Source organism: Sphingobium sp. DC-2, from assembly GCF_000722555.1.
Classification (GTDB): Bacteria; Pseudomonadota; Alphaproteobacteria; order Sphingomonadales; family Sphingomonadaceae; genus Sphingobium; species Sphingobium quisquiliarum.
Window position 1 is genome coordinate 109,088 of record NZ_JNAC01000057.1, and the last position, 16,199, is coordinate 125,286.

At 66.0% G+C, this 16,199-nt stretch carries 16 protein-coding genes; 4 read left to right on the forward strand and 12 right to left on the reverse strand.

The window, feature by feature from the left end:
* Positions 1 to 52: 52 nt before the first annotated feature.
* Genes fliG through ET21_RS0113190 form a run of 4 tightly spaced genes read right to left on the reverse strand, consistent with a single transcriptional unit; the run spans position 53 to position 4,394 of the window.
* Positions 53 to 1,066, reverse strand: coding sequence for a flagellar motor switch protein FliG (gene fliG / locus ET21_RS0113175; protein ID WP_021237070.1), 1,014 nt, complete (start codon positions 1,064 to 1,066; stop codon positions 53 to 55).
* Positions 1,059 to 2,777: a flagellar basal-body MS-ring/collar protein FliF gene (fliF, locus tag ET21_RS0113180; RefSeq protein ID WP_030540076.1), complete on the reverse strand. Its 1,719-nt coding sequence runs from the start codon at positions 2,775 to 2,777 to the stop codon at positions 1,059 to 1,061. Before fliF ends, fliG begins: the two co-directional genes overlap by 8 nt.
* 3 nt (positions 2,778 to 2,780) lie before the next feature.
* A complete protein-coding gene (gene fliE / locus ET21_RS0113185; protein ID WP_030540077.1) occupies positions 2,781 to 3,140 on the reverse strand; it encodes a flagellar hook-basal body complex protein FliE in 360 nt (119 codons plus the stop codon).
* Between the two features lie 12 nt (positions 3,141 to 3,152).
* The gene (locus tag ET21_RS0113190; RefSeq protein WP_030540078.1) at positions 3,153 to 4,394 is read right to left on the reverse strand and encodes a sigma-54-dependent Fis family transcriptional regulator; all 1,242 of its coding nucleotides are present in this window, start codon (positions 4,392 to 4,394) and stop codon (positions 3,153 to 3,155) included.
* A gap of 328 nt (positions 4,395 to 4,722) precedes the next feature.
* Between ET21_RS0113190 and ET21_RS0113195 the strand changes: the two genes are divergently transcribed.
* From ET21_RS0113195 to mdoH, 3 genes are all read left to right on the forward strand, one after another.
* A complete protein-coding gene (locus ET21_RS0113195) occupies positions 4,723 to 5,544 on the forward strand; it encodes a flagellin (RefSeq protein WP_030540079.1) in 822 nt (273 codons plus the stop codon).
* 212 nt (positions 5,545 to 5,756) lie between these two features.
* Positions 5,757 to 7,241 (forward strand): glucan biosynthesis protein, encoded by a 1,485-nt coding sequence (locus ET21_RS0113200; protein WP_030540080.1) that lies wholly within the window; start codon positions 5,757 to 5,759, stop codon positions 7,239 to 7,241.
* A 55-nt stretch (positions 7,242 to 7,296) separates the two neighbouring features.
* Positions 7,297 to 9,192 carry a glucans biosynthesis glucosyltransferase MdoH gene (gene mdoH, locus ET21_RS0113205; RefSeq protein ID WP_030540081.1) on the forward strand — a complete coding sequence of 632 codons (1,896 nt, stop codon included), beginning with the start codon at positions 7,297 to 7,299 and terminating at the stop codon, positions 9,190 to 9,192.
* A 19-nt stretch (positions 9,193 to 9,211) separates the two neighbouring features.
* Here the strand turns inward: mdoH and ET21_RS0113210 are convergent, their stop codons facing one another.
* From ET21_RS0113210 to ET21_RS0113245, 8 genes are all read right to left on the reverse strand, one after another.
* Positions 9,212 to 9,943, reverse strand: a complete 732-nt coding sequence (locus ET21_RS0113210; RefSeq protein ID WP_021237315.1) for a sigma-70 family RNA polymerase sigma factor — start codon at positions 9,941 to 9,943, stop codon at positions 9,212 to 9,214.
* A 13-nt stretch (positions 9,944 to 9,956) separates the two neighbouring features.
* Positions 9,957 to 12,077, reverse strand: a complete 2,121-nt coding sequence (gene flhA, locus ET21_RS0113215; protein WP_021237316.1) for a flagellar biosynthesis protein FlhA — start codon at positions 12,075 to 12,077, stop codon at positions 9,957 to 9,959.
* 9 nt (positions 12,078 to 12,086) lie between these two features.
* Complete coding sequence (locus ET21_RS0113220) at positions 12,087 to 12,908, reverse strand: hypothetical protein (RefSeq protein ID WP_021237317.1); 822 nt, start codon at positions 12,906 to 12,908, stop codon at positions 12,087 to 12,089.
* A 194-nt stretch (positions 12,909 to 13,102) separates the two neighbouring features.
* Positions 13,103 to 13,456: a hypothetical protein gene (locus ET21_RS0113225; RefSeq protein ID WP_051768177.1), complete on the reverse strand. Its 354-nt coding sequence runs from the start codon at positions 13,454 to 13,456 to the stop codon at positions 13,103 to 13,105.
* A 9-nt stretch (positions 13,457 to 13,465) separates the two neighbouring features.
* Complete coding sequence (gene flgM / locus ET21_RS0113230; protein ID WP_021237319.1) at positions 13,466 to 13,744, reverse strand: flagellar biosynthesis anti-sigma factor FlgM; 279 nt, start codon at positions 13,742 to 13,744, stop codon at positions 13,466 to 13,468.
* Positions 13,745 to 13,789: 45 nt separating this feature from the next.
* Complete coding sequence (locus ET21_RS0113235; protein ID WP_030540083.1) at positions 13,790 to 14,338, reverse strand: flagella basal body P-ring formation protein FlgA; 549 nt, start codon at positions 14,336 to 14,338, stop codon at positions 13,790 to 13,792.
* Between the two features lie 65 nt (positions 14,339 to 14,403).
* On the reverse strand, positions 14,404 to 14,895 hold the full coding sequence (locus ET21_RS0113240) for a flagellar motor protein MotB (protein WP_030540084.1): 492 nt from the start codon (positions 14,893 to 14,895) through the stop codon (positions 14,404 to 14,406).
* Positions 14,895 to 15,563: a MotA/TolQ/ExbB proton channel family protein gene (locus ET21_RS0113245; protein ID WP_030540085.1), complete on the reverse strand. Its 669-nt coding sequence runs from the start codon at positions 15,561 to 15,563 to the stop codon at positions 14,895 to 14,897. Before ET21_RS0113245 ends, ET21_RS0113240 begins: the two co-directional genes overlap by 1 nt.
* Before the next feature lie 262 nt (positions 15,564 to 15,825).
* On the opposite strand from ET21_RS0113245, the gene flgB reads away from it, so the two are divergent.
* Entirely contained in the window at positions 15,826 to 16,197 is a 372-nt protein-coding gene (flgB, locus tag ET21_RS0113250; RefSeq protein ID WP_030540086.1) for a flagellar basal body rod protein FlgB, read from the forward strand.
* Positions 16,198 to 16,199 lie beyond the last annotated feature (2 nt).

Sequence of the window (16,199 nt, forward strand, 5' to 3'; positions counted from 1 at the left end):
GCCGGTCAGCGGAATGCTGGCGGCGTCGCGGATGCTGCCCGCGTCCAGAACCTTAAACAAAATCGTTCCCCTTGCCGCCCAGCATGATGGTGCCAGCGTCGGCCATGCGGCGCGCGGTGGCGATGATCAGCTTCTGCGCCTCGATCACTTCGGCAAGGCGGATGGGGCCGCGCTCCTCGATCTCGTCGGCGATGGCCTGCGCCGCGCGGGCGGACATGGAGCCGAAGATCTTGCCCTTGAGCATCTCGTTCGCGCCCTTGAGCGCCACGACCAGCACGCTGCTGTCGATGGTGCGCATCAGCGTGCCCATATTCTTGTCATCCATGTCGATCAGGTTATCGAACACGAACATCTCTTCCTCGATGGTCTGGGCGATCATCTTGTCGCGCTTGGCCACCGCCTTCATGATGCGCTGTTCATTTTCCTTGCGGACATTGTTCATGATCGCGGCCGCTTCGACCGTGCCGCCGCGCTGCGAGGCCGCGCCCTGCTTCTTCGACGTCGATCCGCGCAGCAGGAGCTGTTCAAGGTCGTCCAGCGCCTCGTTCGACACGGGACCGAGCGTCGCGATGCGGTAGACGATCTCTTCCTGATATTCGGCCGGAAGCAGTTGCAGCACATCGGCGGCGATGGGCGCTTCCAGATGGGCGAGCACGATCGCCATGATCTGCGGATGCTCCGCCTCGATCAGCGAGGCGACTTCCTTGGCATCCATCCATTTGAGCATTTCAAGCTGGGTGGAGCGGGTCGGCGGCGTGATCCGCGCGAGGATGGTTTCGGCGCGCTCCTCACCCAGCGCCTTGGTCATCGCGCCACGGATATGGCGGCTCGCGCCATAGCCGATGGTGGTGCGCTTCTTCGCCTTCGTGACGAAATGGTCGAGCGCTTCATTCACTTCCTCGACCTGCACGTCGGCGACATCGTACATTGCATAGCCAAGCTGGCGCACTTCGTCGGGTTCGAGACGCGAGAGGATCTGCGCGGCCTCATCCTCGTCGAACAGCATCAGCAGGACGGCGGCGGCGGCGCTGCCCTTGATCGCGGGGGCGGTATCGGCCTCAGCCATTGTCCTTCTTCCCTTCCTTCAGAAGGTCGCGGACGACGAGGGCGGCGCGATCGGGGTCCTGCTTGACGAAGTTGCGGATGAGGTCGGCGCGCTGGGCATAATCATAGGTGGAGGAGATCATGTCGAGCGTAACCGTTCCGCCCGCGTCGGGCGTCGCGCCCGCCTGACGGCCGATTTCGGTCGAGATTTCGCGGCCGATCTTCTGTCCGGCGGCGGCAGCCTCCTGCGCGGCAGCGCGGCGCTTGAGCAGCGGGCGGCCGATGCCGAAGACGACCAGCAGGGCGACGGCGAGGGCCGACAGGTTGCGCACGAGTGGGGAGACCCAATCAGCCTCATACCAGGGCGCCTTCACTTCCTCGGCCTTGACGAAGCTGCGCGAGGAGAGCGCGACCACGTCGCCGCGCGCCTGGTCGAAGCCGACCGCGCCCTTCACCAGAGCCTCCAGCGCGGCGATTTCCTGCGCGCTGCGGGGCTTGCCGTCCGCGCCATTGTCGAGCGCGACGGCGACCGACAGGCGCTTGACCGTGCCGACCGCATCGCGCGTGACGGACACTTCGCGGCCAAGCTCGAAACTGCGGTTGAAGCTTTCCTCCGTCTTCATCGGCGCGCTGGGCGGCGTGGCGGGCTGAGCCGCCTGCGTGCCCTGGCTGACCGCCTGACCGTTGGGGTTGGTCTGGGTGACGGTGGGGTTGACGGGGGCCTGATTGCTGAGCGCGCCCGGAATGCCGCTCGCCTCGCCTGCGCCCTGGCCGCGCGGATCGGACGCCCAGCTGCCGGTTTCGGTGCGAAGGCGGGCTTCATCCTGCGGATAGGTTTCGCGGGTCGCCTGACGTTCGGCGAAGTTCAGCTCGGCCCGCACCTCGGTCGAGAATTTGCCCTCGCCAAGGATCGGGGTGAGCAGCGCGATCACGGACTGGCGGTAGCGGTCCTCGATCTTCGACTGGACCGCGAGCTGGCGGTCGTCGGCGGCGTTGCCGTCATTATTGCTGAGCAGGCGGCCATTCTGGTCCACCAGCGAAATCTGATCAGGGCTGAGTTCGGGCACCGACGAGGCGACGAGATGGACGATGGCGCTCACCTGCGCGTCGGTCAGCGTGCGGCCCGACGCGAGGCGCAGCATCACCGAAGCGGAGGGCCTGGCGCGTTCGCGCAGGAAGACGCTGGGCGGTTCGACGGCAAGGTGGACCTTGGCGCTCTCGACGCTGTCGATCGCCTCGATCGTGCGGGCCAGGTCCATTTCGCGGGCGGAGCGGAGCTTTTCGCCTTCCACCGCGCGGCTTGCGCCCATGGGCAGGCTGTCGATCATGCTGTTGCCGTCCGGCGCGCTCTTGGGCAGGCCCTGGGCGGCGAGCATCATCTTCGCCTTGAAATAATCGTCTTCGGCAACGGTCATCGCGCCCGAACTGTCGAAATCGTAGGTGACGCCATTCTGGTCGAGCACCTGCGCGACGGCGGACTTGTCGGCATCGGGCAGGCCGCGGAACAGGTCGCGCTGCGGCGGCTCGCGCAGGGCCAGCCAGGCTGCGCCAGCGGTGGCGACCACGCCCAGCAGGCCCAGCAGCGGCAGGCTTTTCGCCACCGCAGGCTGCTTGATGAAGCCAGTGAAGCGCGCTTTCAGCGCATCAGCGCCCTTCGCGCCGCCAAAGGCGGGCGCGCTGCTGGCGGGGAGAGCGGCCGCGCCGCCGTCGATGGTGAGTGCGTTCTCGCTCATGGATTATACCGGCATGCTCATAATGTCCTTGTAAGCGGACAGGAGTTTGTTGCGGACCTGGAGGGTCGCTTCGAAGCTGACCGACGCCTGCTGCTTGGCCAGCATGACGGCGGCGATGTCGGTCGTTTCGCCCCGTTCGAAGGCGGAAGCCGCCTCGCCTGCCTGAGCCTGAAGCCCGTTGACCTGCTGAAGGGCGGAGTTGAGCGCTTCGGTGAAGCCGCCAGGCTTTGTGCCCTCGGCCCCGCCCACGCCCGCGCTGCCAGCGGGCGCACCGGTCTGGGCGACGTCGCGCAGGGCGGCGTTCTTCTGGAGGATGGCGTTGCGGATGGCCATCACGCTGTCAGTCGGGGAAATGCCGGTCATGCCTTACCTCCCTCAAGCCGCTGCGAGTTCGCGCATCTCGGCAAGCCGGTAGCGCAATGTGCGTTCGGAAATGCCCAGCTTGGCGGCGGCGGCGGCGCGGTGGCCGTCCGTCTCGCGCAGGGCGGCGCGGATCGCATCCAGCTTCGACTGGCGGGCGACGTCACGCAGGCGGACAGGCTCCGCCGGTGCGGGCGCGGCGCCGACGACGCGTAGCTGGGGCGCGCCAGCGATGTGCAGGTCCTCGGCCTCGATCCGGTCGCCTTCGCGCAGAACGATGGCGCGCTGGAGGACGTTGCCAAGTTCGCGGGCATTGCCGGGCCAGGCATGGGCGGCCAGCTTGTCCAGAGCGGCGGCGGTCGGCCAGACGAAATCCTGATGGCGCAGCAGCATGGCCGCCGTGATCGCGGTGATGTCGCCAGCGCGCTCGCTGAGCGGGCGCAGTTCCAGCGGCATGACGTTGAGACGCCAGTAAAGGTCTTCGCGGAAGCGCCCGGCGGCGACTTCGGCGGCAAGGTCGCGGTTGCAGGCGGCGATGATGCGGACGTTGACCGGCACCGGATGGGTCGCGCCCACCGGCAGGACTTCGCCTTCCTGCAACGCGCGGAGCAGCTTCGCCTGCAACGTCAGCGGCAGTTCGGCGATTTCGTCCAGGAACAGGGTGCCGCCATCGGCCGCCAGGAACAGGCCGTCCGAAGCGGCGGCCGCGCCGGTGAAGCTGCCCTTCTTATGCCCGAACAGCATCGCTTCCATCATCGTTTCGGGAAGCGCGGCGCAGTTGACGGCGATGAAATCATGGCTGATGCGGCCCGACTGGGCATGGAGGAAGCGGGCCATGCCTTCCTTGCCCGTGCCGGTATCGCCCTGGATCAGCACGGTGGCGTCGCTGCGGGCGACCCGGCCCGCCAGCGTCATCAGGCGGGTGCTGGCGGAGTCGCCCACGGCGGGAATGCTCGCCGGGCGGGCCAGTTCAGCGATGAGGGCGAAAGCGAAGGCCATATCCTCAAGGGCGAAAGCGACGCGGGCGGGCAGGCCGTTGGCGGCCGGGACCAGCGAAGGCTTGCCCTCGATCAGGTTGATCAGGATGTCTCGATGGGTCGCATGGCCGATCTCGGTCGCCAGCAGGATGCGGCGGTCGTCGCGCTCACGCGGGCTCTGCGCATCGACGATGCGCACCATGTAGAAGGCGTTTTCCAGCCAGTGCTGCAAACCCGGAACGAGCGCGCAGACAGCTCGGCTCACGTCAAGCGATGACATGACAGTCCCCAATCATTTCGGCCGGATTGTGCCCCCGCACGTTCCAACCCCCTTCGATGGTTCTGAAAATGCCTTCGCATGGTTATCATCCGGTTAATGCGGCAATAACCTTGCCGGTGGGCGGCAATTTTCTTCCGCTTTGCCGGTGGCGTGGAAGGGCTCAATAAGACGCGCGCGCGTGAAAGCGGCTGATTTGAGCGGCTTTTGGGACTTTCCTCAAAAAAATCGCGGGCGGGGCTAAAAGCTTTTTTCGCGCCGCCGTTATCCCCTTTCGAGGCCGCAAGCAGCCTGATGGCAGCGACCTGATAGGACATAGAAAGGGAATATCATGACTGTTATCGGAACCAACTCTTCTGCTCTGCGGGCCATGAACGCTTCGGCTTCGGCCAGCAAGTCGCTGAGCACCGCGATGGAGCGCCTGTCGACCGGCAAGCGCATCAACAGCGCCAAGGACGACGCGGCGGGCCTCGCCATCAGCTCGAAGATGACGGCCCAGATCCGCGGCATGACCCAGGCGATCCGCAACGCCAATGACGGCATCTCGATGGCTCAGACGGCGGAAGGCGCGCTCGGCGAAGTCGCCAACATGATCCAGCGCATGCGTGAGCTGACGGTCCAGGCGGTGAACGGCACCAACGACACCGATGCCAAGACCAACATCAACTCGGAACTCACCGAACTGGCGAAGCAGGTGAACAACATCATGACGACCACCGAATTCAACGGTGTCGCCCTGTTCCCGACCACCGCCGCCACCGTCAACATCCAGTCCGGCGCCAACAACGGCGACACAACGACCCTGTCGCTGGGTGGCATTGCCCTGACCGGCGTCGTGACCACCGGTGGCGCCCCGGCGATCACGGCGGCCGCCGCCACCACGGCTTCGCTCGATGCTTATGACACTGCGCTGACCAACATCTCCACCGCCCGCGCTTCGCTGGGTGCTGCGCAGAGCGGTCTGGAAGCGACGATCAACAATCTGACCGCGAACGTCACCAACCTTTCCGACGCCCGCAGCCGCATCGAGGACGCCGACTTCTCGGCTGAAACGACCGCGCTCGCCAAGTCGCAGATCCTGAGCCAGGCTTCGACGGCGATGCTCGCCCAGGCGAACCAGAGCCAGCAGAACGTCCTCAAGCTGATCCAGTAATCCGGACCGGCTGACCTGAATTGACTGGCTGAGGTATTGGTCACCGCCAGCCAGCCAAGCGAACCCGGCGCATCAACAGTCCCCACCGCGCCGGGCAAGCACCTTCGATCGAACGGCCAAAAATAGAAGCCTCCGTCCCCCCGGGCGGAGGCTTCATCGCATTTCCGGGCTGCCGGACTTGCATTATGTCGTTTCGATCCCATCATGAGCGCATGACGAAGATCGACCGCCGCGCCATGATCGCCGCTTCCGGCGCGGCGCTGCTCCTCCCCCGCCCCCTCCTCGCCCAGGCGCAGGCCGAACGCTTTTCCTGGGAAGGGCTGGTGACAAGAGCCCAGCGCCTGGCGCGCGCGCCCTACCGGGAAACGCCGCATCATCCGGGCGCGAAGAAGGTCGATTATGAGGCGCTCTACCGCGCCCGCTTCCGCGAGGATCGCACCATCTGGGGCGACCTGCCGGGCGCTACGGGCGTGCAGCTTTTCCCCTTGAGCGCATCGGCGGAACAGCCGGTGGAGATCGCGCTGGTGGAGCGCGGACGCGCCACGCCATTGCGCTACGATCCCGCCATGTTCGACGCGCCTGCGGACAATGCCGTGCGCCAGCTGGGCCCGGATGCGGGCTATGCGGGGTTTCGGGTCATGAACGCCGCCCGCGACGGCGACTGGCTGTCTTTCCTGGGCGCGAGCTATTTCCGGTCGCCGGGCGCGACCAAGCAGTTCGGGCTGTCGGCACGGGCCATCGCGATCAACACCAGCATGCAGGGGAAGGAGGAATTCCCCCGCTTCACCCATTTCTGGCTGGAACGCACAGGCCCCGGCGGCCTTATCATCTACGCCCTGCTGGACGGCGCATCGATCACCGGCGCCTACCGCTTCGCCAGCGAACTGACGCCGCAGGGCGTGCGGCAGGATGTCGATGCAGCGCTTTTCCCGCGCCGGGCGATCGCCGAACTGGGGCTGATGCCGATGACCAGCATGTTCTGGTATGATCAGGCGAGCCGCGCCACCCGCACCGACTGGCGGCCCGAAATCCACGATTCCGATCTGCTGGCCTTCGCCAGCGCCGACGGGACAAGCCATGCGCGGCCCCTGATCAATCCCTCCGTCCCACGCGTGGACGCCTTTGCCGAGCGCAACCCGCGCGGCTTCGGCCTGATGCAGCGGGACCGGAATTTCGACCATTATCAGGATGACGGGGTTTTCTACGAGCGCCGCCCGTCACTATGGGCCAGCCCGCGCAAGCCTTGGGGCGCGGGGCAGGTGCGCCTGTATGAATTCCCGACAACATCCGAATATGTCGATAATGTCTGCGCTTACTGGACCCCCTCCGCCCCCGTCCGCGCGGGCGGCAGGATCGATGCCAGCTACCGGCTCGACTGGTCGCCCTCCGGCGGCCCGGCAAAAGGGCTGGCGGTGCTGGAGAATGTCTGGACAGGCAAGGCGGACGGCCCCGGCACAGACCGGCTGATCCTGGATTTTTCCGGCGTTCCGCAGGGCATGCGCCCGGAAATCTGGACGGATGTGGCCGGTGGCACGATGGTCAAGAAGGGCGGATATCCCGTGCTGCACCAGAAGGGACTGTTCCGCGTCGCGCTCGATATCCGGCGGGACAGCGGCAGGGCGACGGATATTCGCGTTCAACTTCGCGACGGCAATCGCCCGTTCAGCGAGTATGTGCATTATCCGCTCGGCGCTTGATGGGTCCGCCGCTATGGGAGCGGCGCGCGGCTTTTCACGGCAGGTTGGGAATGAGATGAAAGCAAGCGGCGGCATGCAGGCAGGCGGGAAGGCAGGCGAAACAGCGCCGGTGCGCGGGTTCGAGATGGTGCCCGCGGAAATGCCGCTTGCCATGCCGGAGCAGGATTTCAGCGCCACGCCGCGCGATTTCCCGCCCCGTCCGCTGAATATCGATCAATGGGCGCGGCGCATTCTGGTCGTGCTGCTGGCCTTGCTGCCCGCCTCCATGGCCGCGCATGAGATGCGGCGGTCGATCGGACTGGACGGCATTTCGGCGTGGGAGGGCGTCTACCTCGCCCTGTTCATCCCGCTGTTCGCCTGGATCGCCTTCGGCTTTGCGACCAGCCTGATCGGCTTCCTGATCCTGACCATGGGCAAGGGCGCGGGCGTGCGCCGCCATCGGGTGCAGTTCGCGACGCCGCTCAAGGGGCGGACGGCAGTGCTGCTGCCGGTCTGCAACGAGGATTTTCAGGAGGTTCTGGGCCGCCTGTCGGTCATGGAGCGCTCCCTGACCAGGGTCATGGGCGGCGAGCGGTTCGAATTCTTCATCCTGAGCGATTCCAACCCGGCCAATGGCGAGATCGAGCGGCAAGCCTATCTCGACATCCGCAAGAGTTTCTCCCGCCCCGTCCATTACCGCCGCCGCGCGCTGAACACCGGGCGCAAACCGGGCAACATCGCCGAATGGGTGCAGCGCTTCGGCGGCGGCTATGATTATATGATCGTGCTGGACGCGGACAGCGTGATGAGCGGGCAGACCATGGCCCGTCTGGCCGCCGACATGGAAAGGCATCCGCATGTCGGGTTGATCCAGACCGTCCCCACGGTGGTCGGCGCATCGACATTCTTCGCCCGCTGGCAGCAATTCGCCAGCCGCCTGTTCGGCCCGATTTCCGCCGCCGGCATGATCTGGTGGGCGGGTTCGGAAGGCATGTTCTGGGGCCATAATGCGATCCTGCGGACGAAGGCCTTCGCCCAGAGCTGCGGCCTGCCCGAACTGCCCGGCCGCGCGCCCTTCGGCGGGCACATCATGAGCCATGACATGATCGAGGCGGCGCTGCTGCGCCGTCGCGGATGGGACGTGCACATGGTCATGGCGGACGACAGTTTCGAGGAATTTCCCCCTTCCCTGCCCGACCTTGCCACCCGCGACCGGCGCTGGTGCCAGGGCAATATCCAGCATGTGCCGCTGATATCGCGGATCAAGGGCATGCATCCGGTCAGCCGTTTCCAGCTTCTGGTGGGCGCGTCGGCCTATTGCACGTCACCGCTCTGGCTGGCGCTGATGCTGGTGGTGCTGGGCGGCGCGCTGGCAGGCGCATGGCCGCCGAGCGCCATCCTGCCGTCAGGCGGGCTGCTGGCGCTGACGGCGGTGCTGCTGTTCGGGCCGAAGCTGCTGGCGATGCTGTGGGCGATGGCCGATCCCGCCCGCCGCATCGGCTTTGGCGGCGCGGCGCGGATGAGCCGGGGGCTGGCCGCCGACATCCTGCTGTCCATCCTGATGGCGCCGGTCAGCATGTTGACGCAGACCATCAACCTGTTCGGCATATTGATGGGCCGCAAGAGCGCGTGGAACGGGCAGACGCGCGACCGCGACGGCATGGCGATGGCGAGCGCCGTCTGGCTGTTCAAATATCATATCATGCTGGGCGGCGCGCTGACCGCCCTTGCGCTGAAGGCGGGCACGTCGATCGGGTGGATGATCCCGGTCGTGGCGGGACTGCTGCTGGCCCCCTTCCTCGCGGCGCTGACGGCGCGCAAGGATCTGGGGCAGAAAGCCGCGCAGAGCGGGCTGTTCCAGGTCGCCGAGCCATGGTGGCGCACGCAAAGCTACAGGGCGAGCCGCTATCGCCAGCTATCGCTGGACAATGCGCCGATCCGGCCTTCTTCCAATATTGCGAACGATCGATAGTTGCACGCCGGGGAAAAGCTCAATCCCATTCCCGCAGCTTTTCACGAAGCTTGTCGAGCGCAGCCTTCTTGATCTGGCACACCCGTGCCGCGCCAATATCCAGCGCCTGGCCGATTTCCTCCAGGTTCAGTTCCTCGACAAAATAGAGTTGCAGCACCAACGCCTCGCGCTGCGGCAGTTCGCCGATGCATTTGGCGAGCGCGGCCTTGAGCGATTCGCGCTCCATCACGTCGTCCGCGCGGTCTTCGACATCGGCGAACCACATGGACTGGTCGGAATAGACCTCATCCATGCTACTATGCTGGACCATTTCGCAGCCATCCGCCAATTCGCGATAGCTGGCCGCGTCCAACCCCATTTCGGCCGCCATCTCCGCTTCCAGCGGCGCGCGGCGGAGTTGCTGTTCGAGCCTGCCGCGGATCGCCGCAAGCTGCTTGCGGTTGGCCATGGCGGAGCGGGCGAGCGTCGCGCCCCGGCGCAGATGGTCAATCATCGCCCCGCGCACGCGCAACTGCGCGTAGGAGGCAAAGCCCAGGCCCCGGTCCTCAAACCCATTGGCGGCCTCGACCAGCGCCACCATGCCGATCTGTAGCAGGTCCTCGATCTCGACCGCGCTCGACACGCGGCCATGCACATGCCAGGCGATCTTGCGCACCAGCGGCATGTAGCGCCGTGCAAGCTGTTCGGGGCTGTTGTTCGACCGGCCGTAAGTGTTGGCATCGGAACCGGCGGCGACCTTTTTCATGAACATGGGTCAGTTGTCCTCAAGCGACGCGTTCGCGAGTGGGAAGCGGATCGTGGCGCGGCGCGGGCCGCTGCTCGCCGCCGACCACCGCGACGACTTCCACGCCCTTGCCATCGGGAATTTCCAGGAAGGACAGCACCGGCGTTTCGGGCAGGTGCGGCTTGAACAGGCGGGCGAGCGCGCGGCGGGCGACCGGCGACGTCACGATGGCGAAGTTGCGCGCCTGCCCCATGATCGGGCGGGCCGCCTGCACCACCGCTTCGATGATGCGGTTGGCGAGCGCCGGTTCGATCGGATGCTTGGCATCGCCAGCAACGCGCATCGCCTGAGCCAGCAGCGCTTCGAGGTCGCCGTCCAGCGTGATGACCGGCAGCGGCATCTTCACCGGGACGAGGCCCTGGATGATGAGCGCGCCGATGCGCTGGCGGACGGCTTCGACAAGCTGCTCATGGCTCATGTCGGGCCGCGCGGCATCGACCATCGCCTCGCAGATGCGGCGGAAGTCCTTGAGCGCGATGCCTTCGGCCAGCAGCGCGCGGCAGAGCGCGGAGATCTGCGTGAGGCTGAGCGTTCCGGGCGTGAGGCCATCGACCAGTTGCGGCGCGGCTTCTTTGAGATTGTCGAGCAGCTTGCGAGCCTCGTCGAGGCCGAACATCTCGCTGGCGTTCATGGCGATTAGCTGGTTGAGATGGGTGGCGACCACCGTAGGCGGATCGACCACGGTATAGCCCGCAACTACCGCTTCGCTGCGCTTGGCAGGCGAAATCCATACGGCGTCCAGGCCGAAGGTCGGGTCCTTTGCCTCACGGCCGGACACCACGCCTTCCAGCGCGCCGCTGTCGAGCGCCAGCAGATCGTCGGGGAAAATCTCATCCTCGCCGACGACCACGCCTGCGATGGTGATGCGGTACTGGTTGGGTTCCAGCGCCAGATTGTCCTTCACGCGGACCATCGGCACGACGAAGCCAAGTTCCTTGGAAAGCTGGCGGCGGATGCCGGTGATCCGCGCCATCAGCGGCGCGCCCTTGCGCTCATCCACCAGCGAAATCAGGCCATAGCCGATCTCCAGCCCCAGAATCGCGCCGTCCGACACGTCATTCCATTCGATGAGAGCGGGATTGGCGGGCTCCGGCGCCGGGGCGGGCGCGGCGGCCTTCGCCTTGGCGGTCTTGCGCAGGTGCCAGGCGATATAGCCCGCCACGCCAGCGGCGGGCAGGATGATCATGTGCGGCATGCCGGGCAGGATGCCGAGGAAGGTCAGGATGGCGGCGACCGGGGTCCATGCCTTGCCCGAACCGAACTGGCTGGTGATCTGGTTGGACAGATCGTCCTCGCTGCCGACGCGCGTCACGATGGCGGCGGCGGCGATCGACAGCAGCAGCGCGGGAACCTGCGCCACCAGCGCGTCGCCGATGGCGAGGATGATATAGGTCTGCGCGGCCTCGCCCATGGACAGGCCATGGCTGACCACGCCCAGGATGATGCCGCCGACGATGTTGATGGCGAGGATCAGGATGCCCGCGACCGCGTCACCCTTAACGAACTTGGACGCACCGTCCATCGAACCATAGAAGTCCGCCTCGGTCGCGACTTCGCGGCGGCGGATCTTGGCTTCTTCCGGCGTCAGCAGGCCAGCATTGAGGTCGGCGTCGATCGCCATCTGCTTGCCGGGCAAGGCGTCCAGGGTGAAGCGGGCGGACACTTCCGAAACGCGGCCTGCGCCCTTGGTGATCACGACCAGATTGATGATCATCAGGATCGCGAAGACGAAGATGCCGACGACATAATCGCCGCCGATCAGGAAGTGGCCAAAGGCTTCGATGACATGGCCTGCCGCGTCGGAGCCTTCGTGCCCGCTGACCAGCACGACACGGGTCGATGCGACGTTCAGCGCCAGCCGGAGCAGGGTGGCGAACAGCAGCACGGTTGGGAAGCTGGAAAAGTCGAGCGGCTTGGCGGCATTGAGCGCCACCATCAGCACCGCCAGCGAAATCATGATGTTGGTGATGAAACCAACGTCCAGCATGAACGCGGGCACCGGCACCATCATGAACAGCACGACCATCAGCGTCGCGATGGGCAGCACGGCCCCCTTGGCGGCGCTCATCCAGATCTTCGCTTTGACTTGGGCGGGAGTCATAGGTGGCCGTTACCTTCCGAGGGTGGCGAGCATGAGATAGGCGAGGCGCGCGGTCTGCGGGTCTGGCCGGACGGAGACGTCCGCCGCATTCGCGAGGCGCTGGGTTTCGATCCGCACATAGTCGGCGGGCTGCACCGTCTTCGCGCCTTCGGGCAGCGAAGCGGCGGCATATTGAATGGGGCCGGTGTCGATCGAATCGACGCCCTTTTGCAACTTGGCGGCGAAGCGGTCGCGGATTTCGGCGAAGCTGCGCGGATTGCCGGAGCGGTCGTAGAAGATGGAGCGGTTCGCCCGCGCCGCCGCCGGGAACATCGACGCGGCGGCCGCGCCCGGCGCGCGATCATGCACGGACAGGAACTTGCTCGCCCCGCCGACGCCGAGGAAATGGGCGAGGTAAAGGTCAACCGGCTCAGCCTCCCGGCCGAGGCGCTGTTCCAGATAGGCCTTGTTGTCCGCGGCATGCTGCGCGGCCATGACCGATGCGGTTTCGGGATGATTGCGCAGGTCGAGGATCTGCTGACGCATTTCGGGGTCAGCGACATAATAGCGGCCGTTCTGGCCCCGGCTGATCATGTCGGCGGCCCAGCCCAGCCCATATTCGCTGCCATGCTTGTCGATGACGGCGAGCCAGCTCTGATCCACGAATTGATAAAGGCCCCGCGCCGACGAAGTGGTCGCGCGCGCCGTGGGATTGAGGCTGCTTTCGATCTTCGCCTGGCCGAGCAGATAGGCGAAGTCCACGCCTGTCCTGCGGCTCGCCATGGCGATCGCGTTGGTGACGCGGTTGCCGGTCGATGCGCCTGTCGCCGATATGTCTGCAAAAGCCGACAATGAAAAAATCCCCGTTGGTACCGGGGAGCATTAGAGCAAGGCTTATGCCAAGATTTGGTTAACGCGCGCTCCATAAATGTTGATGGCGCGTTCAGCATGCAAAGAAAAAGGCGCCTCGCGGGCGCCCTGTTTCCCTGACAAATCTGTTGATCCGTTCGGCTTTGCTCAGGCGAAGCTGCGGCGCTTCGCTTTGCTCAGCGGAGGGCTTCGACAGGCTCAGCCTGAACGGAGGAGAGGGATTGCCGGCCGTAGACCAGCGGGGCCTGGGTCGATCCGTGCGCGGCGAGGAGCGCGAGGCGCTGTCCGGCATGGTCGGACAATATGTTGATCCGCACGCGCGCCGCTTCGATCAGGGGAAGCAGAGCCGTCACGCGCTCGCGAATCGCATCGTCGGCGCGCCAGACGCCGATAGAGCGCACGGCGGAGGCGCAGTGGCTGACCTGACTGGCGGCGGCATCGATCGTCGCGACGTCCGTGCCGTCAAGCGCGACTCGCAACTCCTCGAAGGCGGAGAAGAGGTCATCCAGCGCTGCAAGGCCGAGCGGCATGGGGAAGGGTTATCCGTTCACCGGCAGGTCGAGCGCGAGCATCTTGTCGGCGATCGCGGCCGGATCGACCGGATAGTTGCCCGACGCAATGGCGGCCTTGATGGCGGCGACGCGGTCCATATCCACCGGCGCGCCTTCCGCAGCCATGCGGGCGGCGGGGCTGGCCGACGCGGCAAATGACGACACGCCCGCCGGACCCTTGTCGGAAAAAGTCCGCGCCTTGCCGCTTTCGCGCAGACGGGAAGCCTCTATGGCGGCGCTCACATTCTGGCCGACAGATTTGATCATGGCTCGTTATCCTTCACTCGTCCCGCCTGTGTATAACGGCCGGGTTCAAAAATCATTAAATCCCGGAATGCGCACAGTGCCCATTTCTACCACCTGCGCCAGAATGGGCGCTGATTTCTTGTCCTCACGCACGCGGATGGTGTCGCCAACCGCGCCGTCTTCGTCCGCGATCATCACGCGCGAGACGCTGAAGCTCGCATTGCCAGCGATCAGTTGCACCGGGTCGCCGCGCTTCACCACCATGTCGCGCTGGGCCGGACGGACAGTCGCCGCGCCATAGCGCGCCACAGGAGCAGCCGCGCCAGCCCCGCCGCCGGTCAGCGGCACGCGGATGCGCCAGCCAAGCGCGTCGCACTTCACGATCGCCGCGCCGAACACGGGCCCCTCTACGCTGGGCGTGGACGGGCAAGCCGCCAGCCGCAGCCGCCGGTCGACAGGCGCGGCCGGACCGCCGGGCTCGCCGATATTGGCGCCCACGGTCATCGCGACCAAGCCATCGAGCCGATCCAGATTTTCGAACTTCTGCTGTGCCGTTGCAGGCTGAACACCGGCTGTTGCCAGCGCAAGAACGGCGATCAGGGGCAGCTTCTTCACAGGACGTCTCCGAATGCGGACAGATTCATGCCACGCATTAAGCGCCGAAGATGGCTAACAAGCCGTTAACGCTGCGCAGGGCCCTGCCCGATGCGGATGATCTGGCCCTTGCCCGTGCCGCCGTCCATCTGATCAAGGCCCCGGATGCGCAGCCGGCCGCCGGGCAATCCCTGCGCCTTCAACTCACGCGCGACCGCGCCCAGCCGGGCCGCCGCGAGATCCCATGGATCGAAGCGGCGCCGCGCCGGATCGGTGCCCAGGCTGCTGATGTCGATCCTGCCGGAGCCGGAGCGCAGGCCTGCCGCCGCTTGCGCGATCATTGCCCTGCCCTGATCCGACAGCAGCGCCTCGTCAGGCAGGAAAAGCTCCGTCGCGCGCAGCTCCAGTTCCTTGGCGATGGCGCGGCCGCCAAATTGCTGACGCACCTGCGCCAGCATGGCGTCGCGCTTCTGCCCGCTCGCCTGCAAGAGGATGAAAAAGCCGAGCAGCAGCAGCAGCAGGTCGGCGAAACTCACCGCCCAGCGATTGCGCCGGGCCTGCGAGGCGGCAGCGGTCATCACGCGACCTCGCGGATCGACGCGCGCCGTGCGGGCACATTTTCCCGCCGGGCGATCGCGAGCATGCGGCCTGCCGCTTCCTTCTGCCAGGCGAGTTCGCGTTCGGAAAGGTCGCCAAGGCGGCTGGCGATGGGGGCAGCAATCAGATTGGCGATCACCACGCCATAAAGGGTGGTCAGCAGCGCCAGCGCCATAGACGGGCCGAGGGCGGCGGGATCGTCCATCGCGGCGAACATGCCGATCAGGCCCAATATCGTGCCCGCCATGCCCAGCGCGGGCGCGGCGTCGGCGATCGACAGCCAGACGTTGCGCGCGCTGGCATGACGGCGCGCGCGGTCGGCGAGCGCCTGCGCCACCCAGATTTCGAACTGCTCGACCTTGTCGCTGTTGGCCAGGCGGCGGGCCGCTTCGGCAAGGAAGGGGTTGGCCGTCCTGACCCGGTCGGTGCAGGCAAGGCCGCGCAGCTGCGCGACCTGATCAATCTTGAGCAATGCCGCGCGCGCCGCCGCCTGATCCTTGTCTGGGTCGGCCCGGAACAGCGGCAGCAGCGCCGACAGCGCCCGGCCGATCGCCGGGCCGCCATTCTGGAACAGCGCGACCGCCCCCACGCCCGCGATCATGGCCGCTAGCGTCAGGGGATCAAAGAGTTGCGTCACTATCCCGATCATCAACACGTCCCCCAACTCACCCGCGGCGGCAGCGGCAAAATCCTGCCAGAGGGCGGCAAAAACTTGCCGCTCCTGCCGCGTCCTTCACCCGCACCCGCGGATTTCCGCCATTTCCATGCCCATTGATGCGTCACCCACGCAAATTGGCACGGCTCTTGCGAATACCCGTTCGGATCACCCGCGGTTCACGCCATCAGGCCTTAGAACGGCGGAGTGGCCGCAACTTTTAGTCCCCTAGGGAAGAAAAGACGGAAGAGAGACAATGTCGCTGGAAGACGGACTGTTCGGGATACATGGAAAGGCGCTGGCGCTTCGCTCGCAACGCCTGTCCCTGCTCGCGTCCAACATCGCGAACGCCTCAACCCCCGGCTACAAGGCGCGCGACATCGATTTCGAGTCAGCGCTCAAGGAAGCGACGACGCGCCAGAGGGGCAGCTCGATCGCGGACGTGTCCAAGGCCGTGGACGACAGCATGGGCTATCGCGTGCCGCTTCAACCAAGCCTTGACGGCAACACGGTCGAACTCAGCACCGAACAGACGCTGTTCGCTGAAAATGCCGTCAAATACCGCACGACCCTGTCCTTCCTGGAAGGGCGCATCAACACCATCACGCGCGCATTGAAGGGAGAATGAGC